Source organism: Williamsia sp. Y721 (genome assembly GCF_059683565.1).
The window spans coordinates 855,767-882,316 of the sequence record NZ_JCASNH010000002.1 but is presented as its reverse complement, the minus strand read 5'-3'; the positions used below and the strand labels follow the sequence as shown (position 1 = coordinate 882,316).

26 protein-coding genes and 1 pseudogene are annotated in these 26,550 nt (G+C 64.5%); 16 read left to right on the top strand and 11 right to left on the bottom strand.

Annotated features, from left to right (window positions below; genetic code table 11):
- Positions 1-61: 61 nt before the first annotated feature.
- A complete protein-coding gene (locus tag AC56PL_RS12900; RefSeq protein ID WP_497154061.1) occupies positions 62-916 on the bottom strand; it encodes a helix-turn-helix transcriptional regulator in 855 nt (284 codons plus the stop codon).
- Positions 917-1,086: 170 nt separating this feature from the next.
- Here AC56PL_RS12900 and AC56PL_RS12895 point away from each other — a divergent pair, with 170 nt between their 5' ends.
- Positions 1,087-1,983, top strand: a complete 897-nt coding sequence (locus tag AC56PL_RS12895; protein ID WP_497154060.1) for a universal stress protein — start codon at positions 1,087-1,089, stop codon at positions 1,981-1,983.
- A 33-nt stretch (positions 1,984-2,016) separates the two neighbouring features.
- Here the strand turns inward: AC56PL_RS12895 and AC56PL_RS12890 are convergent, their stop codons facing one another.
- On the bottom strand, positions 2,017-2,898 hold the full coding sequence (locus tag AC56PL_RS12890; protein WP_497154059.1) for a sulfurtransferase: 882 nt from the start codon (positions 2,896-2,898) through the stop codon (positions 2,017-2,019).
- A gap of 328 nt (positions 2,899-3,226) precedes the next feature.
- Between AC56PL_RS12890 and AC56PL_RS12885 the strand changes: the two genes are divergently transcribed.
- Positions 3,227-4,375, top strand: a complete 1,149-nt coding sequence (locus AC56PL_RS12885; protein WP_495514063.1) for an acyl-CoA dehydrogenase family protein — start codon at positions 3,227-3,229, stop codon at positions 4,373-4,375.
- Between the two features lie 31 nt (positions 4,376-4,406).
- Here the strand turns inward: AC56PL_RS12885 and AC56PL_RS12880 are convergent, their stop codons facing one another.
- Positions 4,407-4,649 carry a DUF3263 domain-containing protein gene (locus AC56PL_RS12880; RefSeq protein WP_497154058.1) on the bottom strand — a complete coding sequence of 81 codons (243 nt, stop codon included), beginning with the start codon at positions 4,647-4,649 and terminating at the stop codon, positions 4,407-4,409.
- A 207-nt stretch (positions 4,650-4,856) separates the two neighbouring features.
- Here AC56PL_RS12880 and AC56PL_RS12875 point away from each other — a divergent pair, with 207 nt between their 5' ends.
- A complete protein-coding gene (locus AC56PL_RS12875; protein WP_497154057.1) occupies positions 4,857-5,861 on the top strand; it encodes a bile acid:sodium symporter in 1,005 nt (334 codons plus the stop codon).
- A gap of 179 nt (positions 5,862-6,040) precedes the next feature.
- Positions 6,041-6,204: pseudogene (locus tag AC56PL_RS12870) on the top strand (IS3 family transposase); the annotation flags it as partial.
- 21 nt (positions 6,205-6,225) lie between these two features.
- Here the strand turns inward: AC56PL_RS12870 and AC56PL_RS12865 are convergent.
- Complete coding sequence (locus AC56PL_RS12865; protein ID WP_497154056.1) at positions 6,226-6,636, bottom strand: hypothetical protein; 411 nt, start codon at positions 6,634-6,636, stop codon at positions 6,226-6,228.
- A gap of 297 nt (positions 6,637-6,933) precedes the next feature.
- Between AC56PL_RS12865 and AC56PL_RS12860 the strand changes: the two genes are divergently transcribed.
- On the top strand, positions 6,934-8,742 hold the full coding sequence (locus AC56PL_RS12860) for a DUF6924 domain-containing protein (RefSeq protein ID WP_497154055.1): 1,809 nt from the start codon (positions 6,934-6,936) through the stop codon (positions 8,740-8,742).
- A gap of 558 nt (positions 8,743-9,300) precedes the next feature.
- On the opposite strand, the gene AC56PL_RS12855 is transcribed toward AC56PL_RS12860, so the two are convergent.
- Together AC56PL_RS12855 and AC56PL_RS12850 are read right to left on the bottom strand one after the other, a co-directional pair.
- On the bottom strand, positions 9,301-10,185 hold the full coding sequence (locus tag AC56PL_RS12855; protein WP_497154054.1) for a diacylglycerol kinase catalytic domain-containing protein: 885 nt from the start codon (positions 10,183-10,185) through the stop codon (positions 9,301-9,303).
- 30 nt (positions 10,186-10,215) lie between these two features.
- The gene (locus tag AC56PL_RS12850) at positions 10,216-11,217 is read right to left on the bottom strand and encodes an SPFH domain-containing protein (protein ID WP_495514057.1); all 1,002 of its coding nucleotides are present in this window, start codon (positions 11,215-11,217) and stop codon (positions 10,216-10,218) included.
- A gap of 106 nt (positions 11,218-11,323) precedes the next feature.
- Here AC56PL_RS12850 and AC56PL_RS12845 point away from each other — a divergent pair, with 106 nt between their 5' ends.
- From AC56PL_RS12845 to AC56PL_RS12825, 5 genes are all read left to right on the top strand, one after another.
- Positions 11,324-12,034 carry an NUDIX hydrolase gene (locus AC56PL_RS12845; protein WP_497154053.1) on the top strand — a complete coding sequence of 237 codons (711 nt, stop codon included), beginning with the start codon at positions 11,324-11,326 and terminating at the stop codon, positions 12,032-12,034.
- Between the two features lie 72 nt (positions 12,035-12,106).
- Positions 12,107-12,649 (top strand): HutD family protein, encoded by a 543-nt coding sequence (locus tag AC56PL_RS12840; protein ID WP_497154052.1) that lies wholly within the window; start codon positions 12,107-12,109, stop codon positions 12,647-12,649.
- A 55-nt stretch (positions 12,650-12,704) separates the two neighbouring features.
- The gene (locus AC56PL_RS12835; RefSeq protein ID WP_497154303.1) at positions 12,705-13,418 is read left to right on the top strand and encodes a YwaF family protein; all 714 of its coding nucleotides are present in this window, start codon (positions 12,705-12,707) and stop codon (positions 13,416-13,418) included.
- A 49-nt stretch (positions 13,419-13,467) separates the two neighbouring features.
- Positions 13,468-14,136 carry a hypothetical protein gene (locus AC56PL_RS12830; protein ID WP_497154051.1) on the top strand — a complete coding sequence of 223 codons (669 nt, stop codon included), beginning with the start codon at positions 13,468-13,470 and terminating at the stop codon, positions 14,134-14,136.
- Positions 14,137-14,239: 103 nt separating this feature from the next.
- Complete coding sequence (locus tag AC56PL_RS12825; protein ID WP_482136344.1) at positions 14,240-14,389, top strand: hypothetical protein; 150 nt, start codon at positions 14,240-14,242, stop codon at positions 14,387-14,389.
- On the opposite strand, the gene AC56PL_RS12820 is transcribed toward AC56PL_RS12825, so the two are convergent.
- Complete coding sequence (locus tag AC56PL_RS12820) at positions 14,390-15,409, bottom strand: nitronate monooxygenase (RefSeq protein WP_497154050.1); 1,020 nt, start codon at positions 15,407-15,409, stop codon at positions 14,390-14,392.
- A gap of 70 nt (positions 15,410-15,479) precedes the next feature.
- Here AC56PL_RS12820 and rnhA point away from each other — a divergent pair, with 70 nt between their 5' ends.
- From rnhA to AC56PL_RS12805, 3 genes are read left to right on the top strand one after another with little or no spacing between them, the layout of a single operon-like run.
- Positions 15,480-15,923, top strand: a complete 444-nt coding sequence (gene rnhA / locus AC56PL_RS12815; protein ID WP_482136346.1) for a ribonuclease HI — start codon at positions 15,480-15,482, stop codon at positions 15,921-15,923.
- The gene (locus AC56PL_RS12810) at positions 15,923-16,846 is read left to right on the top strand and encodes a D-isomer specific 2-hydroxyacid dehydrogenase family protein (RefSeq protein WP_497154049.1); all 924 of its coding nucleotides are present in this window, start codon (positions 15,923-15,925) and stop codon (positions 16,844-16,846) included. The genes rnhA and AC56PL_RS12810 overlap by 1 nt, the downstream gene beginning before the upstream one ends.
- A gap of 41 nt (positions 16,847-16,887) precedes the next feature.
- A complete protein-coding gene (locus AC56PL_RS12805; RefSeq protein WP_497154302.1) occupies positions 16,888-17,961 on the top strand; it encodes a PQQ-dependent sugar dehydrogenase in 1,074 nt (357 codons plus the stop codon).
- A gap of 108 nt (positions 17,962-18,069) precedes the next feature.
- Here the strand turns inward: AC56PL_RS12805 and AC56PL_RS12800 are convergent, their stop codons facing one another.
- On the bottom strand, positions 18,070-19,788 hold the full coding sequence (locus tag AC56PL_RS12800) for a cation:proton antiporter (protein WP_497154048.1): 1,719 nt from the start codon (positions 19,786-19,788) through the stop codon (positions 18,070-18,072).
- Between the two features lie 94 nt (positions 19,789-19,882).
- Positions 19,883-20,635 carry an isocitrate lyase/phosphoenolpyruvate mutase family protein gene (locus tag AC56PL_RS12795; RefSeq protein WP_495514050.1) on the bottom strand — a complete coding sequence of 251 codons (753 nt, stop codon included), beginning with the start codon at positions 20,633-20,635 and terminating at the stop codon, positions 19,883-19,885.
- A gap of 96 nt (positions 20,636-20,731) precedes the next feature.
- Here AC56PL_RS12795 and AC56PL_RS12790 point away from each other — a divergent pair, with 96 nt between their 5' ends.
- From AC56PL_RS12790 to AC56PL_RS12780, 3 genes are read left to right on the top strand one after another with little or no spacing between them, the layout of a single operon-like run.
- Positions 20,732-21,109: a VOC family protein gene (locus tag AC56PL_RS12790; protein WP_497154047.1), complete on the top strand. Its 378-nt coding sequence runs from the start codon at positions 20,732-20,734 to the stop codon at positions 21,107-21,109.
- A 56-nt stretch (positions 21,110-21,165) separates the two neighbouring features.
- Positions 21,166-24,066, top strand: a complete 2,901-nt coding sequence (locus AC56PL_RS12785; RefSeq protein WP_497154046.1) for a DEAD/DEAH box helicase — start codon at positions 21,166-21,168, stop codon at positions 24,064-24,066.
- Positions 24,063-24,809: an SWIM zinc finger family protein gene (locus AC56PL_RS12780; RefSeq protein ID WP_495514047.1), complete on the top strand. Its 747-nt coding sequence runs from the start codon at positions 24,063-24,065 to the stop codon at positions 24,807-24,809. The genes AC56PL_RS12785 and AC56PL_RS12780 overlap by 4 nt, the downstream gene beginning before the upstream one ends.
- Before the next feature lie 28 nt (positions 24,810-24,837).
- Here the strand turns inward: AC56PL_RS12780 and AC56PL_RS12775 are convergent, their stop codons facing one another.
- Positions 24,838-25,485, bottom strand: a complete 648-nt coding sequence (locus AC56PL_RS12775; protein WP_495514046.1) for a dihydrofolate reductase family protein — start codon at positions 25,483-25,485, stop codon at positions 24,838-24,840.
- An 82-nt stretch (positions 25,486-25,567) separates the two neighbouring features.
- Complete coding sequence (locus AC56PL_RS12770; RefSeq protein WP_497154045.1) at positions 25,568-26,428, bottom strand: SDR family oxidoreductase; 861 nt, start codon at positions 26,426-26,428, stop codon at positions 25,568-25,570.
- Positions 26,429-26,550: the final 122 nt, after the last annotated feature.

Sequence of the window (26,550 nt, the reverse complement as noted above, 5' to 3'; positions counted from 1 at the left end):
GTACCAGGACTTATCGACCCGAGGAGTAGCACACCTAGCCTGAGACAGCGGTCGGACTCGGTCAGCTGCGACGGGATCCGGGTTCGGCTGCCTGCGAACGGGTCGCGGCCAGGGCACCCAGAAGACGAAGGGCGTCGCGGGCCGGGGTACCGGGGTCCGCGGTATAGACGATCAGTTGCTGCCCAGGTGCTTCCCGGATGTCGAACACCTGGACATCCAGGCTGAATTCACCGGCATCCGGGTGCACGAAGTGTTTGGACTCCGACGTCTTACCCCGGACCTCATGTCGCTTCCAGTACCTACGGAACTCGGTGTTGGCGAGCAGCTGTTCCAGCAGATCCCGAAGCTCTGCGTCGGATCCGTCTCTGCCGATCACCGTTCGCAAGTTGGCCGCACAGGTCTCGGCCGAAAGATGCCACCGGGCAAAGAACGTCGGAGCGGCCGGATCGAGGAACACCATCAACGCCACGTTGTCGAAACTCTCGAACGGCGAATACAGCTCGTCGGCAAGTGCATTGGAGGCCAGGACGTCGAGTCTGTCGTTGATGATCATCGCCGGTGTGTCGGTCCAGGCATCGAGCATGATCTGCAGTTTTGGTGACGGCCGTGCGCGTCTGGACACCGGGCTTGGATGAAAGGCGACATCGGCAAGCCGGAAAAGGTGTTCTCTCCCACCGTTGTCGAGCCGGAGCGCTCTGGCCAACGCATTCAGCACGGCCGCCGACGGATGTCTCTCGCGCCCCTGTTCCAGACGCGCGTAGTAGTCCGCACTTACCCCGGCGAGCGTGGCGATCTCTTCGCGACGGAGCCCGGCCACCCGCCGGTGTCCGGTCGACCCCGGCATCCCCACGTCTGCGGGGGTCACCGCGGCGCGTCGGGCCTGCAGGTAGGCCCCGAGTTCTCCCTGTTTGTTCACTGCGTTCACCTTAGGCGCGGCATCGGCGGTGAGCCAGGGTGTCGCACTCCCTGGATATGCTGCTCGACCGCCGTTCATTGATACCTCGCGCACCCCGGCATAGAGTTCGAACCGAACCGGGCACCCGAACGACAGTGGTGCGGCAGTGACGCGAGAGACGAGGACGTGGGATGAACGCCGAGGCAAGCAGCGCACCGGTAGTTGTCGGGATCGATGGTTCAGAGGGCTCCCTGGGCGCCGCACGGTGGGCAGCGGATTTTGCCGCCCGCAGCGGATCTCCACTGCAGTTGCTTCACGCCATCCCCCGGCTCGAGTGGTATTTCGCGAACGCGATGGTGTTCAGCCCGGAGTCACTGGCCGAAGAACTCGCCGCCGACGGCAACAAGAAGCTCGACGATGCCGAGAGCGTCGTCCGTGAACGCCACCCCGAATTGACGATCGACCGCCGGATCGTCAATGAATCCGTGCCAACCGTCTTTGCCGAGAGCTCGGAGACCGCGCGCTTGATCGTTGTCGGCGCGCACTGGCACAACGCCGCGAGCGATCTGGTGCTCGGTGGCCACGTCATCCGGATCGTCAATCAGGCGAACTGCCCCGTACTGGTCTGGCGCGAATCCGAGGCCACCCGCACCGGCAAACCGTTGCCGGTGGTGGTGGGCGTCGACGAATCCGAGAATTCCATCCGGGCCATGCGTGCGGCGTTCTATGTCGCCGACACCCTGGGCGCACCGGTGACGGTGGCTCACATGTGGGAAACCGGTGCCGCGATCGGACTCGGATATGGCGAAGGCCCGGTCGACTGGAATCTGATGAACCTGTTGAAGTCCAATCAGGAAGAGAAGATGGACGAACTCCTCGCACCCCTGCGCAAGGAGTTCCCCGGCGCGCACATCCACAAGGTCTACACCGACAGCGGCCCGGCCAAGGGCCTCAAGATGTTGTCGCAGGAGGCGCAGTTGGTGGTGGTCGGAAGCCGGGGTCACGGCAAAATGGCAGGCGCCGTTCTCGGTTCGGTCAGCCAGAGCCTCATCCACCACGCCGAATGCTCCGTCTTGGTCGTTCGCTGACTTACCCGTTGCCGTGACCCCCCGGCGTCTCGATCAGCGCAGTGACGAACCCTGGACCAGCGGCAGGTCCGGGTTGGCGGCCCACGCGGTCATCGATCCGTCATAGATGGCGACGTCGAGGCGGCCTGCCTGCGCCAGCGCATGGGCGACCCCGGTGGCCGCGATCCCGCCACCGCAGTAGGTGATCACCTTCTTGTCGGTGTCGAGCACACCCGCCTCGTCGAGGATTGCCTTCAACTCTTCGACCGGCTTGAAGCCACCGTTCTCCACGTCCAGGACGTTGAAAACTGGCAGGTTGATGCTGCCCGGGATGTGCCCGTTGCGGGCGTAGTTCGTGGTCTCACCGCGGTAGGTGGCCTCGTCGAGGACGTTGACGATGATGGTCGACTCGTCGTCGATCGCCGCGAACACGTCATCGGTGGAACGAAGCAGTTCAGGGCGCCGATTCGGGACGAAGGTGCGCGGTGTCGGGACCGACAGGGCGTCGGTGGTGTCGTGTCCGGCCGCCTTCCATGCCGCCAGACCACCATCGAGCACGGTGACGTTGTCAAAACCTTCGAGGCGCAGGTGCCACCACAACCGGGTTGCCCAAAATCCCTGCGACTGGTCGTAGACGACCACCGTCGCGCCGGTGCCGATGCCCAGCGCTCCGGCGGCCTCGGCGAACTGCTCCGAACTCGGCACGGTCCACGCCTGGTCACTGGCGGGGTCGGCAAACGCGGTGAGCAGATCAGCGAACAGCGCTCCGGGGATGTGCTCGGCGTTGTAGGTCTGCTGACCCGACTCCGGTACGTAGGGACCATCTTTCGGGATCGGTAGATGCGTTGTGGAATCGACCACGACGAGATCTGGATCGCCGAGATGGGCGCGCAGCCAGGCAACGTCGACGGTGGCTGGGACTGACTCGATACTCATGAGGCCTCTCATCAATTGAATGTGTTCGAACCCCTCCCCTGACCGCCAGGCTAATACTCATCGTCGCGGGAACGCCCGGTCGGCGACCTCACTGAACGCAACCGGTGACATCAAATGCGACATCTGCGATACTGCGCAGGCGATCGATTGCACCACCCGCCACAACCGCCTCACGGCCACCGATTACCGGCGTTGATTGCGTGCAACACAAGAACTTTCACAGGCCGACCACCCGCCACCGGGGGTGATCGCGCGCGGCGGGTAGTGTCGTCGCTGCCGACCGCGGGCTGCCACACACTCCGCTTATTTCACCGCAGAAAGAACAACGATGATCAACCACACACCGTCCTGGTATGACGACGAGGTTCAGGCCGTCTCCGATCTCGCTCGCGGATTCTTCGAGCGGGAGGTCATGGCCCACGCGGAGCGTTGGGACAACCAGCGCCGCGTCGATCGCGATGTGTGGCGCAAGGCCGGCGAACTCGGCCTGCTGCTGTGCTCGATCCCGGAGGAGTACGGCGGCGGTGGCGGCACGTTCGCCCACGACTTCGCGGTACTCGAGGCCCAGGGCTACGCCGGCGACTTCGCGATGGGGTTGAGCATCCACAGCGGGATCGTCGCCCACTACATCAACGAGTACGGCAGCGAAGAGCAGAAGCGTGCCTGGCTGCCCGAGATGGCACGGGGCGAGCTGCTCGGCGCACTCGGGATGACCGAGCCGGGCACCGGCTCCGACCTCAAGGCGATCACCACCACCGCCATCCGTGACGGCGACAGCTATGTGATCAACGGATCGAAGACCTTCATCACCAACGGTTCCACGGCCGACGTGATCGTCCTGGCGGTCAAGACAGATCCCAAGGCCGGCGCGAAGGGTGTGTCATTGGTCCTGGTCGACACCCGCGACTGCGACGGTTTCGTCGTCGGACGCGTCCTGGACAAGGTCGGCCAGCACGGTGCCGACACTTCCGAACTGTCGTTCACCGATGTGCGGGTACCGGTGGCAAACCTGCTGGGCGACAAGGAGGGTCAGGGCTTTGCACAGCTCATGACCCAGCTCGGACAGGAACGACTCATCATCGCCGCCCAGTCGGCCGGAGCGATGAAACGCGCGCTCGAAGAGACAGTCCGCTACACCAAGGAACGACAGGCTTTCGGTCACAGCATCTTCGAGTTCCAGAACACCGCCTTCGAACTGGCGGAATGCCAGACGATCGCACTCACCAGCCAGGTCTTTTTCGACCATTGCGTCGAGCAGCACCTGCGCGGAGAACTCGATCCGACGACCGCCGCCATGGCCAAGTACTGGCTCACCGACCGGCATTGCGAGGTCGTCGACCGCTGCGTGCAGCTCCACGGGGGCTACGGCTACATGCGCGAGTACCTGATCGGCCGGATGTACGAAGACGCACGGGTGCAGCGGATTTACGGCGGCACCAACGAGATCATGAAGACGATCATCGCGCGAGCACTCTGACCCGGACCGCCCGACGCGGTGTGGCCCGACGCTAGTGGGTCTCGGGGTTCAGCCGCGCTGCGACGATCACCCGGATCGCGTCGATCTCGTCGTCGCCCGGATCGAATGATTGTGTGTCGAGCACCGCACCGAGTCGTCGGAAGTACTCGTGCTCGGTGATACCGAACTCCACAAGGATGTCCTCGGCTGATCCACCGCCAAAGGGATACCACCGGCGCGCGAAGCCCAGGATGTCCGCGGGCTGGTCATCGAGGTTGTCGTGTGCTTTGGCCATGTGTCCAATTATCGCTTGGCGGCAGCCCATTTCGCATATCGGGGACGTTATTCGAGCCGATTACAGCTATTGGCGTTAACACCAGGTGAACGGTGCCGCGCGCCGCGATGAGCGGAGGGTGCGCGTCGAAGACAGCGGTCGCCATAGGATCACAGGTTGGTCTGCGAAGATGGCACGAGAAGGCGTCCACTGAAGTATCGCTGCCACATGCCGAGCACGGGAGTCGACGAGTTGTCCGAGTCATCATCGAGACTTCTCGGTCAGCTGGATCGGCATCAGGTCGCCATCTACCTCGGCGCCATCGCCGCCGGTGCGGCAGTGGCCTGGGCGGCACCGGGATCCGGTTCTGCACTGTCCACCGTCATCAACCCGGCCCTGGGCGCCCTGCTGTACGTGACCTTCCTTCAGGTTCCGGCCACCGACCTCGGACGTGCACTACGCGACCACCGCTTCGTCGCCGCCCTACTGGTGGTGAACTTTGCGGTGGTACCCGTCGTGGTCGGCGCCCTGTTCACCTTCTTGCCCTCCGAACAGGCTGTGCGCGTGGGTGTTCTACTGGTCCTGCTGTGCCCGTGCGTCGACTACGTCATCGTGTTCGCGGGTCTGGCCGGCGGTAGCCGCCGGCGGTTGATAGCGGCCACACCGCTCCTGCTGTTGCTCCAGATGGCGCTACTGCCGCTCTACCTACGGCTTTTCATGGGATCGGATCTCACCGACGCGGTCGAGTTCCGGCCGTTTGCCCAGGCCTTCCTGTTCCTGATCGTCATCCCGCTGGCACTGGCCTGGATCACCCAGTGGTCGGCGGGGCGCACACCGATCATTCGGCGACTCGAAGTCGCGGCCACCGCCACCATGGTCCCGCTGATGGCGGTGGTGCTGTTCTCGGTCGTCGGCTCCCAGCTGCCCAAACTCGACGGCAACTACAGGAATGTTGTTGCCGTGGTTCCGGTTTACGTGGCCTTCCTGATCGTCATGGCCGGTGCCGGGGCACTGGTGGCCGCGCTGTTCTCACTCGACACCGCCGGTCGACGCTCGGTGGTGTTCAGCGGGGCCACCCGCAACTCACTGGTGGTGATGCCACTGGCGCTGGCATTGCCTGCCGGATTCGAGGTGGCCGCCGTTGTTGTCGTCACCCAGACCCTCGTCGAAGTGGTCGGGATGGTCATCTTCGTCCGTTTGATCCCCAAACTCGTACCGGCTCATACCTCCTGAAGAACCGGCACACACACCCCGCAACCGTCGGTGCGTCGCTCGCAACTGAGCTGGTTGCTCGGCTGTCGAGACCCTTGCGTACCCAAATCGTTCGACCACAGCCGGAAGTGTTTGGTAACTTGGCGATATCGACAATTTCGGTCCTGTATTTTGCGACACGACGCGGCCATGGAGTCGTTTTCACTCTTCTTCAGAAGAACGTCCTCGATCGGCAACGCTGGTCCACCGCGAGCAATTGCGGCTGGCGATCGTCAGCTGGATCGAACGGACCTACCACCGCAAGCGCCGCAGCGCAGATCGAACGCCTCACCCAATAGAATTTGAGGCAATCAACCAGACCGCAACCGCGGGCCCGAGCCGTCGTTTATGGGTTGACGTAAAAAGTGCCAGCGGCGGGAGTGTTGGCGTAAATGTTGGGCTGCGGGAAATACTCACCGGTGACGAGGATTTGACCGGCGCCGGTGCGGATCGTGTTCCGGCGGTGTGGGTAGTCGTAGATGGTGCCGGCGGATCCGGTGGTCAGGTTGCGCCAGTGATAGCGGTATCCGTAACCAACGGGGTACGGGTAAATCTCGCCGTGGCCATAGAACACTCGCGGATGCGCGATCCCGGCGCCACCGATTCCCCACACCAGGCCGGGTACTTGCAGGGTGATCGATGTCTGCAGTGTTGCGTGTGACGCTGGGGCCGCGGACACTGCGGCGGGCGCCAAGCCTGCCGATACTGCGATGGTGACGGTCAACAGCGCAATGGCGACGACGCGGTGAAAGTTCATTTCTCGACGATAGTGCACCTTGTACCCCCCACCCGCGCATATCAAGTGGTCACTGATCTCCGATCCCTATGCCGCTCTTAATGAACCACCGCAAAGACGGCCGAGTGATTCACGGGGATGCCAGTGATCATCTACGTCGGGTGTGGTGCAGGCACCTCGGTCGGGGTCTGATGCGGGTATCGCGGGTCGCAACTCACTTGGTGCGTTTGAAAAGAACCCAGTCTTGGTGACACCAGCATTGGGGTGCTCAAAAGCGGGGTCTAGCCACCTCTCAGAACGGCAGATACTTTGACGGGCATGACATCATGGCCACAAATCAGAGGACTGACCTACAGCACGATCGGCCGAACGCAACGCGCAGCGGTGCATTCCAGCGACGGCGAAACGACTCGCGTATGGTTTGCTCCGCCGATGTCGTGGCGGATCGAGAACGCCGACGGGACACCGTCTTACATCGAAAACGAATCCGACGAGTACCGCTTCGGCGACGACGGTGTCGCCGTGCACACCTCGAAGTCGCCGAACCGCGCGGTCGCGACGATCGGCCTGTCCCCCCATATGCTGTTCACCGCGCATCGACTGTGGCCTGCGCCCGACCCAATGATCCAGCCGCAGGTCGGTGAACCCAGCGGTGTCACCGATGCCGCGGTTCGTGGCAGGCCAGGATGGGAATTGCATTTCGAGTATTTGCATGGCGGGACACCGATCCGGGTGGTCATCGACAAAGAACTCGGCGTCACACTCCTGTGGAGTCAGGGCCCGCAGTGGGTCGAGATGTCTGATCCCGTCCTCGACGAGGAGTTCGACGCCGCGCTCTTCACCTGGGACGGCCCGACCATCGAATCTGGGGAGCAAATCGCATCGCAACACCAACTCGACTACGAGCAGAAGATGCGTGAGGTCGCGGCGATGCCCCGGACAACCATTGGTTGGGCTCCGACACAGATCCACGCATCGCCGGCCAACGGCGACCCACTCTCGGGTGCGCTCGACGTCTCGGTGACAGTCGGCTCTACCCAATTCGCCATCCGGCGGTGGCTGACCGAGGTCGGCGAGCCCACCGTGGACTTCTCGATGGAGTTCTACGCCCCGCGCGCCCGATCGCAGGTCGGTCCGTGGACAGTCGAACTGCGCTCCTATTCCGAGATCTCCGACGGGGACGCCGACCGTATCCTCGGCTCACTGGCGCTGCCCGAGCCACCGGGGCCGGTCGAACGGATCCGAGATGCTGTCGCGGCCCGCCACGCCAAAACTACAGAAGCCGCCATCGTCGAACTTCTCGGTACCGGCAGGAACCTCGACGACTACTTGCACGGCAATGGCAATGTTTCGCTGCTTGTGCGTACGGATTTCAGTGACGACGCGAGGTGGCGGGCCGTTGCGCTTGCTGCTATCGATCCCGTGGACAGCGGTTCCGACGACTACTCGTTGTTCCAGGCGGGGCTCACCTGTGTCGACAACCGCGACAACCAGGGTCTCACCGCTGCTGAACTGGTTGCTCGTATCGGAGAGGAACCGCCCTACTACGCGTTCATCGCCGACTCGGTCTCGATGACCCATACCGAGATGCCCATCCTCGCCATCGATGCCGGGCGTCCCGAATACGGCCACGAACCCGGCCGAACCTTCCGTGTCGTCCCGGCCAAGATGCCGTCGGTGGAAAACAATCTATCTATCTCGAACATGGATTTTCGCTCATTTGCAGACTCAGTGGACGCGGACGGCATCTTCCGGGGGTTCCCACCGCCGCCGCCGCACGTGGTGACCCTGCATCTCGATGAACTGGTCGCGCTCAGCGAGACCAACCGGTCAACACCTGCGCTCGCCCAGTTCGCTGCCGAGCTCCCGACATTCACCCGCCCCTACGCGGTTATCGTGGAGATGACACGCGCAGGCCTGCACGACAGTGCGGAAAGCCTTGACCAGACAGCGAACGAGATAAGGGTCGGTGTCGAGGACTACCTCGCAGCAACCGCACAAGAAGGCCTGTGTCACTGGGGATTCGTGCAGATACTCGGCGGGCACTGGAGCCTGGTGATTGACCCTGAGAGTGGCCAACTGGAAGCGGCAATGCTCAGGAAGGTTCCGCCGCCCGAGGAAAGCTGAGAATAGTGAGCCGCTGCCGCCACCGAATCCCAGCCGCGTGGGCGTCGTCGACGGTGGAGTGCCAGAAGACACCAGTGAACGACACCGACCCGTAGCGTGAGCGATCGGGCGCCGCCCCCGGATGCCGTTTTCAAGGTACGTTCCAATATTGATGTCGAAAGTATCTGTTTTACAACATATTTCGCCAGTGTCGGATAATAACGTCAACTACACCGCAATGAGAGCGAGGACCCGGAATTGCCAGCCAACTCCCCCAGCTCGAGGTTCTGGAATAGGTTCAAGCGAATATCATGAGTTTGTCGATATGGCCCTCGCCGCTCCCACACCGGACGATTTGGGCACCGCGGTTGCGGCGCGGCTAGGAATAGATGCCGAGACCGCCCGGGTAGCAGGCAGAGCCCAGTTTCGGAGACTATGCCGGAGTGAGCGGGAGAAGATCTCAACGCTTGCACAACAACTCCGTAGCGAAGACCTGGCAACGCATAACGCAGTTCGCAGTATCCCTCATTCAATCGCGATTACCAACTGCGCCATGCACGCACGCAGCGTCGCCGACAATCAATTCACCAGCCGCAGCGACGCCCTCGCTCGCCGCACGGTGACCCGCTGGCCCCAGGAGACCGTCAGAGCATCGGATTCGATGCCGTCTCCGAACACCACCAGATCGGATTCGGCAACGATCCCGAGTTCCTCACCGTCGTCGAGTAACCCCTCGGTGAGGTCGGTGCCGGTGGCCGGTGACGGCCAGGCCTCGCGGACGAACCAGCACAGGGCCGGCGCCGGCCGGGTCGGCAGAACCAGCCTGCTGCGACGTTCGAGCCACACCGATTGGCACCACCCCGTGGCCCCGGTCCCGGTGCCCACCAGCACCCCGGAAGATGACTGCCGTTCGCGGGCCGTGCCGAGTTCGATGCGGTAGCGGGCCGATTGGTGGGTTGGGTGTCCGATGTAGATCTCGTTCAGTGCCCGCAACACCTGACCATCGTCGAGTTCGGCCTCGACCATGGTGCACCGCGTTACGCGCTCGAGCGCCTCCGGCCGGCGCAGCAGCTCCGCGACATCCTGGCTTCGATGATTCACCAGCACACCGGGATTCATAGTCGGTTCGGCATTCACCCCGATCACCGGCTGACCGTCGAGGTACTTCGCAACGTTGGCCACCAGCCCGTCCTGACCGACCACCACAACAACATCTTCTTCACCGAAGACGAAGCGACTCAGGTCGGTTCGCTCAACCATCCCGCGGCGCCAGTCCACCGGTATCGCCGCGTCCACCCGGGTGCGGGCGAGTTGGACCGCATCGTGGCGGGCCTGCACTCCGGCGATGTTGCGTCCGCGGGAGTTGAGGAAGAACGCGGCCTGGCCACGGGTGCCGTGCTTGGCGAGCAGTTCGTCGAGTTCGGTGCGGCGGTATACGACCACCGCCCGTGGTGCCAGTGCCATCGTTCTTTCCTTTCGCGGGTAGGTGCGTTGTCAATTGCGTTCGGCGGCAAACCGACCGAGGACCTGTGTCAGCACATCGGGCGTCAGGTTCAGCGTTCCGATCTCCGGCAGGTTGGCGGCCAGTTCCTTCAGAGCCAGGCCCAGGACGATGGCTTGATCCAGGTCGCGGTACGGCGTCAGCGCTGCGGCATCCACCTCGGCCTGCGCCATGCCGACCACCCGGGTCGCTTCTGCTTGGGTCTGTGCCAGCAACTCCTGACGTTGCGCGTCGGCCTCCGCGCGGATCTTCTCTGCGGCGACCTCCTCCGTTGACCGCTTGCGGGCATTGCGTCCCTGTTGGTCCACCAATTGTTCCTCGCGGCGAGCGAGTTCGATCTGGCTCTGCAGCTCGTTCTCCGTGATCGTGCGCTCCCGTTCCACCGCCACCGCACGTCGTTCATAGGTGGCCCGGTCGGCTTCCTGCTGCACCTGTTCCCGCAGTGGGGTCTGCAGCGCCCGTTCCATCTCCGCCTCTGACCGCAGGGCGACCACCCGGACATCGACGACCTCCAGTCCGGTCTCGGCCAGTCTCCGGTCGGCGAGTAACCCGGCCGCGACGCGTTCGCGCACCGGCGTCACACCGTCGGCCAGGGCCTGTCGCAACGGCGTGCCTGCCAGCAGGTCCAGCGCGTGCTGCTGAGCCGATTCGGTGAGCAGGCCGGCCAGCTGATCCAGCGGCCTGGCCCGCCACACCCCCTCGTCGGGATCGATTCCGAAGTCGATACGACCGGCAGCGGTGTGCGGATCGACGATCCGGTAGGTGACGGTGGCCTGGACGGTCAGGTCCTGGAAGTCCACGGTGCGAGCGTGGAACAACAGCGGGAGTTGCTGGTCATCGACCGGGACCTCACTGACCGACGCGTTCAGCGGCCGGAACCAGAACGCCTGAGCCAGCCCCGAGTGCACCAGCTTCGCCTTTGCCGTGTGCTCGATGTACATGTTCGGCGCGCACCGCATGTGACGCAGGAACATTGCTCGTTTGATGTCAGCCATGACCCGGCCTTCCTCTGTTGCTCGTTCTCGACGATCTGTTGTTGTCGTCAGATTGACGATAATCCCATTGGTCGCTAATCGTCAAGATGACGATTAGTATGGGCGCATGGCTTCCGACTTCTGGTTCAACGCCGCGGCCAGCGTCGACCTCGTGGTCCTGACCATTCACGATGGCCGGCTGTGCGCATTGCTGGTCCGCCGCGGCATCGATCCGCACATCGGCGAGTGGGCGTTGCCCGGCGGATTCATCCACGACGACGAAGACCTACCCGACGCCGCCTACCGGGAACTGGCCGAGGAAACCGGAGTGGGACGCGACGGCGTCCACCTCGAACAACTCGCCACGTACGGTCGCCCGGACCGCGACCCCCGCGGCCGGGTCATCAGCACCGCATACCTGGCACTGACGCCGCACACGCCGGCACCGGTGGCCGGATCCGACGCTGCCAACGCAGCCCTGCACCCGGTCGAAACAATTCTCGGTGACACAACATCAGGCGGCAGAGCGTCATTGGCGTTCGACCACAACGAGATCCTCGCCGACGGTGTCGAACGCGCCCGGTCGAAGCTGGAATACACCCCACTGGCCACGACATTCTGTGAGCCCGAGTTCACCGTCGCCGAACTGCGCCGGGTGTACGAGACCGTCTGGGGCCGAACACTCGATCCCCGCAATTTCCATCGCAAGGTGACCGGCGCCCCGGATTTCGTCCGGGCGACCGGAGCCATGACCGGCCGCGACGGTGGGCGCCCCGCCGCGCTCTACACCGTCGGCGGCGCCGCCTTGCTTCACCCGCCACTGCTGCGCCCCACCTGACGCGGGACGGCCGAATATTCATACACGCCAACAACTCGAGAATCAGAAAGCCGGTGTCAGCCAATGGCAATCATGCTCGTTCAGTCAACCGATCGCGTCCAGGTGCCCTGGAAGAACGGGGCTGGAATCACAGAGGAGATCGCGCTTCTGGCCGACGCCTCGGGTACACCGATCTGGCGTATCAGTGTCGCCGATCTGCCCGGCGCGGCGACCACGTTCTCGGTGTTCGAAGGATTCGACCGCATCTTCACCGTCATCGGCGAACACGGTGTGATGCTGGACTTTTCGGGATCAACCGTCCAAGTCGATCCACTGACGCCCTATCGGTTCGCTCACGACAGTGCGCCGCAGTGCCATCCGCGTGGACACACGCGGGCACTCAACGTGATGGCGCAGCATGACTCCACCGACATCGCCGTGTCGCCACTGCCCGGTCACGGCCGCCGGCCTTTCACCACCGATCCCGCCGTGATCACCGGAATGTTCGTGATCACCGGAAGCATCTCGGCGGGCGATCTCGTCGCACACCCGGACGACTGCCTCCTCATCCATCACAGCGAACGGACACTATCTGTGGACGGTACCGCAATACTGATCGAGATCACTCCGCACTGAGTGGGTGGCGAAAGCCGGTGCGGGGTCGGAGGACGACAACGGCGGAGGTGATCGATTGTTCACCGCACAAAGGGAGTTCGCGGCCTACGGCCCGTCGTACTGGGCAGTGGTCGCACTGTTCGTCGCGGTCGCCGCATTGCTCGTCTGGCTCGGGCGCCGACAGAGCGATGCGCAGGCGCGGCGGCTACGCCGCGCCCTGGCCGTTACGACCGCCGCGATCTACGGTGCGGCGCTGATCTATTCGTTGTTCCCGCCTAGCATCGACGGGTCTGTGCCGCTGCGTCTGACCGACCTCGCGACGGTGGCGGCGGCGTACGCGCTGTGGTCGCAGGCACTTTGGGCTTTCGCCCTCACCTACTACTGGGGGCTGGTGCTGAGCGCGCAGGCGTTGATCTCACCGGTCCTGACCGGCCCGGACTTCCCCCACTACGAGTTCCTCACGTTCTGGGGGATCCACCTTCTCGTCGTCTGGGCCGCGATCTATCTCACCTGGGGTCTGCGGATGCGGCCACAGTGGCGCAGTTACCGGATCGCGGTCCTGGTCACAGCGGCTTGGGCGGTGACAACGTTCACCTTCAACCGCATCGCAGGCACCAACTACGGATTCCTCAACCGGAAACCCGACACGGCGACCCTGCTGGACGTGCTGGGACCCTGGCCGCTGTATGTGCTGACCGCGACCATCCTGATCCTCATCGTGTGGGCCCTGATGACCTATCCGTGGGTGCGGACCCACCGCGTCCAGGACGAAAGTCCGGCCCGGACCTGATCTCTCATCGTGCAGCGTTGGGTTCGAAACCAGTGACAGGATATGGCCCATGGGGAGACTGTGTTTTGCACTGACGGTCGTGGGTGGTCTGGTCGCGTTACTGGGGGCGGCGCTGTACCAGGGGCTGTCGAGTCCGGGCGGCGGTAGCGGGTACGTGGTGGATTTCATCGGGGCCACGTCCTTTCCCGATGATCACATCACCTCGGAATCCCAGCGCTACGTGACGGCGGGTGCGGTGGGTGCGGTGATCGGGTTCGTCACCGGTGCGGTGCTGCACCTGGTCGGCGTCCGGGTGGATGCGGGTACTCGCGTCGGCCTCACCGTGCTGGCGGGGCTTCTCGGATGCACCGTCGGTCTACTGCCCGCGCTCATCCCTTTGACGACCGGAGCTGAGCCACCCGGTGGTCTCTCACCCCTCGAGCTCTACGCGGTCACCGGAATGTTCGCGTATGCCCTCGCGCTCGCTGCCGTGCACTTCTCGCTAGGGGCTATCGGTGCTCCGGGTACGAAGCCGACGACGCGCGCGACGGCAGTTGTGCTCCCTGTCGGTGCGATTCTCGCGACAGCGGCCGGGGTGTTCAGCGCGTGGTGGTTGGGTTTCTCCACCGTCACCTCGACGTGGATCGTCGTAGTGGTCGAGGTGATCCTGATCCTGTGCGCGTCGTTTGCGGTGTCTCGCGGGATGGGAATGCGACGGCATACTGCTCAAGAGCGTTGACCTGCGCGGTACCGGCACACCGACGGGCGATCCGGTACCTCCATGCGATCAAACGGTTCCGCGACTAGCGTGGAGGCAGCACTCCAATCGAAGCGAGGCCTTGATGACGTTCCCCTTCGAAGACGCAGAACCGATCGGTGAGACCGAGGAACTGCGCAAACAGGCCGCGGTCTACGAAGCCGGCGAGCACGGCCACGAGATCAACCGTGGCCACGCCCTCGGCGGAACCGCGGGCTCCATTGACGGGCAATAGTCAACGACCAGCAAAATCTGCAACGATGTCGGCGGCCGAACCCGGGCGGATGTCCCGAAAACCGGTACCCGCCCAGTGATTTGTCGCGTGCGGATCACCGGCCCGGACCGCGGCCTTACGCAGAGGCCCGGTCAGATAGTGGACCTGGGGATACGCCAGGGGCGCGGTCTGTTCGTGATTCTGCATGAACCGGTTGCGGAGGCCGCGCGCATATCGCCCGGAGAATGCGCGGGTCACAGCGGTTGCGGTGAACTGCGGATCGCGCAGCGCGGCCCGTGAGACCGGGTTGGTTCCGGCTTCATCGCTGAGCAGCAGCGCCGTGCCGACCTGCGAAGCGACCGCACCGAGACCGAGCATCACCGCGGCAGCCTCAGGCGTGCTGATACCGCCGGCCGCGACCACCACATCGCTGATCGCCCGGGCCGCGACCACCAGTGTTTCCAGCGAATCGGTGGACGGCCGCGCCAACGGATCAAAGGTGCCGCGATGGCCGCCTGCCCCCGGACCCTGCGCCACCAGACCGTCGACACCTCGGGCGACGGCCTCTTGCGCCTCGGCCTGCGTTGTCACCGTCCCGAGGGTGGCCACCCCGGCGTCTGCAAATCGTTTGATGTCGTCGACGTCGGCACAGCCGAACGTGAACGACACCACCTCGGGCCGCAGGTCGAGGAGCACCTCGACCTTCTGCGCGTAGTCGTCATCGGTGTATTTGGGCTCGCCGAGGTCGACGCCGAAGTGCCGGGCCAACGCCCCGAGTTCCTCCGCGTAGGCAGCGATCTCCGCGGGCTTACCGACGTTCGGCTGTGGGACGAACAGGTTCACCGCGAGAGGTCCGGATGTCAGCGAGCGCGCCACTGCGATGTCGTCGGCGAGCTTGTCCGCCGTCAGCAACGCTCCGGCGAGGAAGCCGAGCCCACCGGCCTCGGTGACAGCTGCCGCCAGCTGCGGAGTACTCGGGCCACCCGCCATCGGAGCCCCCACGATAGGTACCTCGAGAGCACGAACGTCGAACACCGCCACGGCCAACCTCCTGCGTTGAGTAGTGCTACGCCGACGGTAGCCTTTCTGCCATGTCAGAGACGATCACACCATGACAACTCCCGTCGAGATCTCGACCGACGGCGCCTGCCTGGGCAATCCGGGACCGGGCGGATGGGGTGCGGTCCTGCGCTACAAGGAACACGAGAAGCAGATCTCCGGCTCCGAGCCCGACACCACCAACAACAAGATGGAGTTGACCGCAGCCATCAAGGGGCTCGAGGCTGTGAAGAAACCGTCGACGGTGATTCTGTATACCGACAGCACTTACGTCCGCAACGGAATCATGAAGTGGGCGTCGGGGTGGCAGTCCAACGGCTGGCTGACCAAAGACAAGAAGCCGGTGAAGAACAGTGAATTGTGGCGTGAACTGATCGCACAATGTGACAGGCACGAGGTCGAGTGGAGATGGGTCAAAGGCCATTCCGGCGACCACTACAACGAGATCGCCGATGAACTCGCCACGAGCGCTGCCCGCAAGCTGAAAGAAGGATGATGAGTACCGAACCCGTTCCGGTCGCCCTGATCCCCGACCACGATCAGCATCTGGCACAGGCGATCACCTCGGCAGGCGGCGAGATCGTCGACCTCGCCGATGCCCGCGCTCTGGTCTGGACCGGCAATGTCGACGGCTTCCCCTCGCCCCTGCCCGACCACATCGAGTGGGTGCAACTGCGACTGGCCGGGATCGAATCATTCCTGAACGCAGGCCTTCTCGACGACAAACGCATCTGGACCAATGCCTCGGGTTTTTATGCCGAGAACGTCGCCGAACACGCCCTGGCGTTGCTGTTGGCCGGACTCCGTCAGATCAACGTTGCGGTGCAGCGACATTGGGACAAAGACGCAATCGACACCGCGGTCCGTTCGCTGCACGGTTCCACCGTGGCCATCATCGGTGCCGGTGGAATCGCCCGCTCGCTGATCCCACGCCTGCGGGCCTGCGGCGCAGATGTGCTGGCCGTCAACCACTCCGGGCGACCGGTTGACGGGGCGATCGACACGCTGCCGTCCAGCCGCCTCGACGAGGTGTGGTCGCGGTGCGATCACGTGGTCCTGGCCGCGCCATCGACCGACGAGACCCGGCACATGATCAACGCGACCACCCTCGCCGCGTTGCCGTCACACGCCTGGATCGTGAACGTCGCACGGGGACCCCTCGTCGACGAAACCGCCCTGTACACCGCTCTGAACACCGGTGAGATCGCAGGCGCGGCCCTCGACGTCACCGATCCGGAACCACCCGCCGTCGACCATCCGCTGTGGGATCTGCCGAACGTGATCATCACGCCACACGTGGCGAACCCGTCGTCGGGCCTGACCCGGACCCTGGCACCCTGGGTGGCGGAGAACCTGCGCCGGTTCGCTGCCGGCGGCGACAACATGCTGGCACTGGTCGATCCGAACGCCAGCTACTGATCTTCCGGGAGGTCGTCGTGCGCACAACCGTCCGAGTACTCATGTCCGTTGCCGGGGCGAGTTTGATCGCGTCGTGCAGCGGCGAGAGCGCAGACACCGCACCCCCGAGCCCATCGTCGACGACGTCAGCCCAGACGTCGACCCAGATCGGATACCCGGGCACGCCCGAAGACGTCGTGACCGGCCTCGACGCACCGTGGTCGATCGTGTTCACCCGAGGTGCTGCGCTGATCAGTGAACGCGACACCGGCGACATCCTCGAGATCGTCGGCGATGGCACCCGCGTGGTCGGGACCGTCCGCGACGTCGCGCCCGCCGGTGAAGGCGGCCTGCTCGGGTTGGCGGCCAACGACGGCGACCTGTACGTCTACTTCACCGGCAGCGACGGCGACAACCGCGTGGTGAGGTACCCGCTGACCGGATCGGCGGGCGGTCTCGGGTTCGGTGAACCCACCGACGTCCTGGTCGGGATCCCGGGTGGGCGTACCCACAACGGCGGACGCATCGCGTTCGGCCCGGACGGCAAGCTCTACATCACCACCGGCGATGCGCAGGACCGGCCCAGTGCCCAGGATCCGTCGAGCCTGGCGGGCAAGATCCTGCGCCTGAACCCCGACGGCACGGTGCCGGCCGACAACCCGACCGCAGGGAGTCCGGTGTGGTCGCTCGGGCACCGAAATGTACAGGGGTTGGCGTGGTCTGACGATGGCACCATGTTCTCGGTCGAGTACGGGCAGGACGCGTGGGACGAACTCAACATCATCCGACCCGGCGGCAATTACGGCTGGCCCCAGGTCGAGGGCGTCGGTGAACAGGTCGGGGACAGCGTCTACACCGATCCGGTTCAGCAATGGCGGCCCGACGACGCCAGCCCCAGTGGCATGACCATCGCAGGGGACACGATTTACGTCGCCAACTTGAAAGGTGAACGGCTGCGTGCGATTCCGGTTGCTGCTCCGTCCACGGCCGAAGAGTTGTACGTCGACGAGTTCGGCCGACTCCGCGATGTGGCGGTGGCGCCCGACGGTTCCCTGTGGTTTCTCACCAACAACACCGACGGTCGGGGCAGCGCGGGACCCGATGACGATCGGATCAAACGCGTCGTGATCGGTTGAGATGAAAGCCATCTCAGCAACCGAGCGACCACATCCTCCATCTTGCACGACGCATTATATTGTCCACCAATACTATTGAGCCCTTCAATGCCAGCAACCCGGCCGAGGTCAGTCGGACTCCTCGATGTTCAGTTGTTCGAGCCGTGCTTCTTCGAGGTCGAGCAGATGCTGAGCATGGTTCAGTGCCTGCGAGCTGCACAACCCCAGATTGCGGACTCTGAGCAGCGCCTTTCGTTCGGCAACGAGCACCGCCATGCGAACCCGGAAGTACTCGTCACGTCCGCGTTGTTCGACCTCGGTGTCACTCTGGACGCGCCCCCGTCCGATGATGCTGTCGTTGCGAACCATGTCGATGACTGTCTCTGACACCCTGTCTTCACCGGTGCCGATCACTGCCGGATCACGCAGTGCATCGGCGGCGGCCTCCCTCAGCTCGGCGACCAGCTGTTCGTATTCACCGCGCAGCCGGTCCTGATCATCGGGCGCGACCTTCGCCATCCGGATCACCGCAGGCAGTGTGAAACCTTGCAGCAGAAGCGTTGTGCCGGCAACCACGAAGGCGATCAGGATCAGCTGCGGACGGTGCGGGGTGTCCGACGGCAGCGTCTGTGCGGCGGCAACGGTGATGGCGCCGCGCATACCCGCCCAGCCGAGCACCACACCGCCTCGCCATCCGAGGGTCTCGTTGAGTTTGAAGGCGACGTCGGCCGAGACCCGCGTCATCCGGGTCTGCATGTGGCGCAGCCGTCGTTCGGTGAACGCGTCATCGGGTTCGTGGGCGTCGAGCCTGGCCTGCATTTTGTCCAGGCGTGGGATCGACTCGTGAGCGCGCTTGGTGTCGCGGCGCAACAGCGCGACCATCGGTGCCACGAAGGCGATCCGCAGCAGGATCACGATGGCCGCGGCGAGCAGTCCGAGGCCGACCGCGTGCCAGGTGCTGAACGAGCTGTCCTGGACATCTTCGATCGATTTCTTGAGCTCGAGCCCCATCAGCAGGAACACCGCGCCCTCCAGCAGGAAGGCGAGCGTGCGCCAGTTGACCGCCTCCGTGAGCCGGTCCTGTGCACCCAGATGCTGCGATGCCCGATGGCCCGTGACCAACCCCGCGACCACGACGGCCAACACACCCGAGGCCCCGGCCTCTTCGGCGGGTAAGTAGGCGATGAACGGCACGACCAACGAGATGGCGGTGGTCAGGATCGGGTCGTCGAGCAGACCGCGGACGCGGACATTGACGTAGCCGACAACCACCCCGATCGCCACGGCAATCACCACGGCCAACACGAAATCGCCGGCCACACCCCAGAGCGTCACCGTGCCGCCGAGCGCTGCCACCGCGGACCGCAACAACACCAGCGCCGAGGCGTCGTTGACCAATCCCTCACCTTCGAGGACCGCGACCACTCGCGAGGGCAGCCCCAACTTCTTACCGATCGAGGTTGCCGCGACCGCGTCGGTCGGGCTGATCACCGCGCCGAGGGCAAAGGCCGCGGGCCAACCCAGGTCAGGAATCAGGGCGTGGAAGAACCAACCCGTCCCCAGCGTGGTGACGACGACCAGCAGGACCGCGAGCGCCGTGATCGGTTTGAAGTTCCGCCGGAAATCCTGGGCCGGCATGTTGACCGCTGCCGCGTACAACAGCGGCGGCAGCACACCCGCCAAAATGAGTTCTGGTGAAATCTCGACGTCCGGAACCCCGGGCAGAAAACTCAGGCCGACCCCGACGATCACCAGCAACAACGGTGCCGCGACACCCAGCCGTCCCGAAAACACCGCTACGCCCACGATTGCGATGACTGCCAGGACGAAGACCAGTGTCAGTTCCACACCCACACTTTGCCACCGCTGTCATGAATCACTCGCAGCCGACGGTGTCGCAAAGCCCGCCGAGCGGGCCCGAATCACCGTCGACCGCGCCCGATCACTTCCAGGGCGCGAGGACTTCGTCGGCCCGCACGGCCAGGACCATCTGGAACAGCGGACCGAAACTGACCCGCGCGACCCCGAGCGCAGCGAAGGCGGCCTTGTTGTTGTTCACCGGATGCCCGATGGCGTTGACCGGCAGTGGCAATTCGTCGACGAGCCGTTTCTGCACCGCGTCCTCGTGGAAGCCAACCGGGTAGAGCACGTCGGCGCCGGCGTCGGCGGCCAGTTTCAGGCGGGCGATCGCCCGGTCGACGCGGTCGGCCTCGTCGCCGACCTGTTTGAGGAACAGATCGGTCCGGGCGTTGATAACCACATGGACGTCGGTGGCATCGGACGCCGCGCGCAGGGCGCCCACGAAGTCTGCGTGTTCCTGCGCTTCCCGCAGACGGCCACCCTCGCTGTGGACGGTGTCCTCGATGTTGAGTCCCACCGCGCCTGCGGTGATCAGTCCGTCGATCAGCCGTTTCGGGTCTTCGCCGTAGCCGGCTTCGATGTCCACGGAGATCGGCACGTCGACCGCGTCGGTGATCTGTTTGATGCGGGTGGTCAGTTCGGTGAAGGTGATGCCCTCGTTGTCGGGTTTGCCGATCGAATCCGACACCGGATGGCTGCCAACGGTCAGTGCGGTGAATCCCGCGGATACGGCCAGGTTGGCCGACCACGCGTCCCACACCGTCGGCAGGATCACCGGGTTTCCTGGTTGATGGAGTTCGAGCAGAGTTGCGGCCTTGCCTGAGAGTTCCGTCATGCCCTCTACAACTACGCCGGTTGTCGTCAACATTCCGCGAAGTCAGCAGTTGCGTACACATCGGTCGCTGTCACAGGCCTGTCGTACGCTCGCCCCATGTCCGACGAATCCACCACCCTGACCATCGGCAGCGTCAATTTCGCCGCCACCGACCCGGCGGCTCTCGCCGCGTTCTGGATCGCGGTGATGGGCGGCGAGATCGCCGGTGAAACCCCCGACTACGTCTACGTCTCGGCACCCACGGGTGGAGTTCCGCTGTTCTTCCACAAGGTCGACGATCTCCCACCGGCCCAGGGCCGTATCCATCTCGACCTCAGCACCGCGGCCGGGCACCGTGAAGAAGAGGTGAACCGGCTTCTCGGCCTGGGCGCCACTCGCGAATGGGACGTACTCGACGAGGTCCCGTGGGTGGAATGGACAACGATGTCCGATCCAGAGGGAAATCTGTTCTGTGTGAGTTGTCCGCGGCAGTAGCCGAACCGGTGTCGCGCGATGCCGGGGCTGTCACATCCGCGTGCCACCATGAACGGGTGACTCAGACAGCGGCGGCCCACGCGTTATGGCGCGGTGGGGTCGGTCTGTCCCTGTGGTTCACCGACGCCGATGGGCAGCCGTGCACCGAGCACGTACCCGACGGCCTGCCGCCGGCACTCGACACCGTTGTCGGTGGTCGGTCACTGCGGCGCACCATCACGGTCTCCGGGCCCGGCGCCGATGACCGGCGCGACATCGCCTCGGTGACGCTGGGACCGGCGGCAGCATGTGAACTTCTCGAGGCCATCAAACCCGACGACATCGTCGGCGGCGAACTGCGCTACTACCGCTATCTGCTGGATTCCACCGAACGATTTGTCCGATCGGGTTCGGTCACGCCCGCTGTGAACCGGGTCGCCGGCGAGTGGACTGTCCGGTGGGCACCTTTGGCCACCACCCCCTGGCGCACCTGGTTGTCCACGGCGATCGCGGCGGCCCCACCCGTGGTCCTCGCCAACGGTGACACCGACGCGATCATGGACTTCTGCGGTGAGATGACCGACCATCTCTGCCGCACCAGCTGCCGCGACATCAAACCCGATGCCGTCCGATCCGCATTTGTCCGAACCCTGTTACCCGACGTCGATGCGCCGCCGATGTCCGCGGACAAGGCGACGGCCGCCGCGTCGGCCTGGTCGCAATGGGCCGACGGTCTGCGGCTCGGTGAATCAGCTCTGGTGTTGCGTCTGAACGAACCAGACGAGGGCGATGAGGACAGCGAAGGCGATCCGACCAGGTGGCGGCTGCAGGTCTGCCGTCGGACCGTCGACCGCCCCGACGAACCCGTGGAGCTACGGCGACTCGACGCCCACGAGATCGATCAGGTCACCACTGAGGTCGCAGGCGCGGTCCGGGCCTTTCCCACGCTCAAGGCCGCTCGCCACGACCACTATTCGCTCGATTTCCTGCTCACCACCGACGTCGTGCTCGAACTCCTCGACACCGGCGTCGCGGCACTTGCCGAGGCCGGATACGAAGTGCTGTTGCCTCGCTCGATCGCACATGTCCGGCCCACGCTGACGCTGCGGGGCAAGCAAGAAGGTGGCACGCCGCAGCGGTCGGTCGTGGTGGGATTCGACGAGATCCGCAACTTCCAATGGCAATTGGCGCTCGGCGAGGACGTGCTCAACGCCGCTGAGTTGGACGCGCTGGCCCGCCAGAAGGGCGACCTGGTGAAGGTCCGGGGCAAATGGGTGCGGGCCGACAACGCCGCGTTGTCCCGCACGGCGGCGTTCATCCAGGCGCAGAAAGCGCTGGCCGAGTCCGGTCAGCCCGCCGACATGGGCGAACTGTTCGCCCTGGTGACCGACGGTGATGACAAGCTCCCGGTCCCGGTCAGCCGGGTCGAGGGTTTGTCGTGGCTCGACGAGATCAAACGCCGTGGGCGCATGGCACCGCCAGTGCTCGCCGCGCCGGAATCGTTGCGCGCCGAACTGCGGCCCTATCAACAGCGCGGCATGGAGTGGCTGCGCCATCTGAGCTCGTTGGGCATCGGAGCGGTACTCGCCGACGACATGGGTCTGGGCAAGACAATTCAGGTCCTGGCGTTGATCTGTGGCGAGCGTGAAACCCCTGACGCCCAGGCAGATCGGTCGGGAACGACGCTGCTGATCTGCCCGATGTCGGTGGTCGGCAACTGGGAGCGGGAGATCGCCCGGTTCGCCCCGCAGTTGTCAGTGCTGATCCATCACGGTCCCGGACGGCAGGCCGGGCCGCCGTTCGTCGCCGCCGCAGCAGCCGCCGACATCGTGATCACCACGTTTGCCATCGCATCCCGTGATCGAAAGCTGTTGAGCTCCAAGACCTGGGACCGGCTGGTGGTCGACGAGGCACAGCACATCAAGAATGTCGCCACCGCACAATCAAAGGCCGTTCGAACGATTCAGGCCCGACATCGAATCGCCTTGACCGGCACCCCGGTCGAGAATCGACTCGAAGATCTGCGGTCGGTGATCGATCTGGTCAATCCCGGACTCCTCGGCACCGCCTCGACCTTCAAATCCCGGTACGCCGAAGCCATTGAACGAGAGCGTGATCCGCGGGCGGTACAACGCTTGAACGCCGTCACGTCCCCGTTCATCCTGCGACGGGTCAAGTCAGATCCGACAGTGATCTCCGACCTGCCCGAGAAAGCGGAGCTCACGGTCCGCGCCAATCTCACCATCGAACAGGCGGGCCTGTACCGCGCCGTCATCGATGATCTGATGGAAGCCCTGGGCAGGGGTGAGACCAAGGAGGCCGGGAGTGAGCGGCGCAGAACGGTTTTCGCGGCACTGACGCGACTCAAGCAGATCTGTAATCATCCTGCCCACTATCTCGGTGACGGTTCACCGATCATGCGCCGCAACGAACATCGTTCCGGCAAGATCGAATTGCTGGCGGACATCCTCGAGAACATCATCGCCGACGGCGAGCGAGCGCTGGTGTTCACGCAATTCACCGCATTCGGGACGATGTTGCAGCCGTGGCTCTCCGATCGGATCGGCCAAGAGTTCTCGTTCCTGCACGGCGGACTGAGCCGCACCGCGCGTGACACCATGGTCGCGGAGTTTTCCGACCCCGATGGGCCCGCGATCATGCTGGCGTCATTGAAGGCCGGTGGCACCGGACTGAATCTCACCTCCGCCAATCATGTTGTGCATCTGGACCGTTGGTGGAATCCCGCCGTCGAGAACCAGGCCACCGATCGCGTATACCGGATCGGGCAACAGCGTCGGGTGGAGGTGCGCAAGTTCGTGTGTGTGGGCACCCTGGAAGAACGCATCGACCAGCTCATCGCCGACAAGCGGGAGTTGTCCGAGCTGACCGTCTCCACCGGCGAGAGTTGGCTCGCGAACACCGCGGACGACGAACTCTATGACCTGATGCGCCTGAGCGACGAGGCGGTGGGCGAATGAGCCGCACACCCAAGGCGCCGCAGCGCGGCTACGGTCTGACGCCGTGGTCCAAGGCGTTCCTGCTGGCCGTGGAATCAACCGCCGAGGCACGCAAGATCACCAAGGCACGCACCTACTTTCGTGACCGTGTGGTCATCGACCTGGTGGTGCGGTCCGGCCAGGTGAAAGCACTGGTCCAGGGTAGCCAGCTCGATCCGTTCGAGGTGACGATCACCACCGGCCCGGCAGATCCCGCCACCGTCCTGTCGCTGCTACGCCAACAGGGCAAGACCGATGACCTGGTCGCGGTCACGCGTGGTCGGCAACCCGAAACCCTCGGATCGCTGGTGATCCCCACCGAGGCATCCGACATCCGCGTCGACTGCAATTGCCCCGATGCAGCCGACCGCTGCATCCACCTGCTCGCCGTCAGCTACGAGCTGGCCGCCGCCATCGACAAGGAACCATCCACGCTGCTCACCGTGATGGGCACCGACCTGGCCCTGCTGCTCGCCCACTTGCGTGATGCTCCCGCCGATGCGGAGACCGAAACAGCGCCCCCGCCGGCGGTCATGACCGAGGTCGACTTCTACGGCGACGGCAGGCAGATGCCCGCGTTGCCCCATCCACCCCAGCTCGATGTGCTGTCCGAGCTCGACACCACCGAGTTGTCGGCGGCACTGCGCCGGTCAGGTTCCGCGGCAATGGATGTGGCCCAGGCCGTCGACGAACTCGCCGAGTTGTACGCCCGCATCGTGCGCTGATCGCCGAGCGGCGCCAGAACGGATGGGCCTACCGACGCCAGAACAGTTGATGGGTCACTCCGCTTGCGCTGGGCACGGTTTCGAGGAAGAACCGGTCTTCGAGTTCTTGCGGGGTGTCCCACAGACGCAGGCCTTGCCCGATCGTGATCGGTGCGACCGCGACGTGCATCGAGTCGATGAGATCGGCGTCGAGAAACTCACGGACGGTGCTCACCCCGCCCCCGATACGGACGTCCTTGCCGTCCGCAGCTGCCTTGGCCTCATCCAGTGCCTCGGCCGGCGACGCATCGATGAAGTGAAAGGTGGTGTCGGCCAGCGTGAACGACGGTCGCTCGTGGTGGGTCAGAACGAATACCGGGGTGTGAAAGGGCGGCGTATCGCCCCACCATCCTTGCCATTCGTGGTTCTGCCACGGCCCACGCTCCGGCCCGAACTTGTTGCGTCCCATGATCTCGGCGCCAATATTGCGTTCGAAGTCACGGATCAGGTAGTCGTCGAGGCCACGGGTACCCCCGGGGCCGGTGCGACCTGGAAAACCGGCGGTGGCCATGGCCCACGCGTGCAGATCCCTGGGATCGACTCCGTCTCCGAACGGCTGATCGATGCTTTGGTTCTCACCCGCGCCGACGCCGTCCAACGACACGCCGAAATTCTGAACCCGGACCAGCTGCGACATTTTTGTCGACCTTTCGTCTGTCTGTGAGTACCGCTTGCAAGACAGACTGCGAACGGCGACCGAACTCATCGGTCCCGGGAGCCTAACCGAGGGCAGGGGAGATCGCGTCCGCGACAGGAGTGGACGGACGACCGATCAGCGACTGCAGATCACCGGAATCGGTGTCGAGTTCACCGCGTGCGATGGCCGCGTCCGAGCCGGCGAGCATCGCTGCGATCTGCTCGGGCAAGCCGGCACCGGCCAGCAGCGCGGCATAGTCGGCCTCGGGAAGGTCCTGGTATTCGACGGGCTTACCCGACACATCGCTGATCACCTCGGCGAACTCTGTGTAGGTGAGGCGGTCGTTGCCGCCCAATTCGTAGATCTTGGCACCCTGATCGTCGTCGGAGGTCAGCACAACGGCGGCGGCCGCGGCGTAGTCGGCGCGCGTGGCGGCCGCGACCCGGCCTTCTCCTGCTGCACCGAAGAGCTTGCCGAATTCGATTGCCTGCGGAATCGCGGCAGAGTAGTTCTCCCAGTACCAACCGTTACGCAGGACGACCGAGGGCACCGCGGATTCGGTCAACCGCTGCTCGGTGGCCAGGTGTTCGGGTGCCATCACAGTTCCGCTGGTATCGGCGTTGAGGATGCTCGTATAGGCGATCAGCTGTACGCCGGTGAGTTCGGCGGCCTCGATCACGTTGGTGTGCTGCGCGATCCGCTGTCCAATCTCGGACCCGGAAATCAGCAGCAGCTTGTCCACGCCTTCGAGCGCTGCCCGAAGTGCTGCCAGGTCGGAGTAATCAGCAACCCGTACGTGCACGCCCTTGGCCACGAGGTCTGCCGCCTTGTCCGCGTTGCGGACAACAGCCACGATCTCGGCCGGTCCGACACCGCGCCTGAGGAGCTCGGCGATGACGTGGGCTCCCAGATGCCCCGTTGCTCCGGTCACTGCTGTGGTCATGTTTGCTCCATCTCATCGGCGAATCCGTGCTCTCCCCACAGTAGGGACGGCCGACCCGGACTGAATTGACTCGATCTGGTCACGGCTTGTGATCAGAGCCGAAAACGCGTCCCCGAACGTCG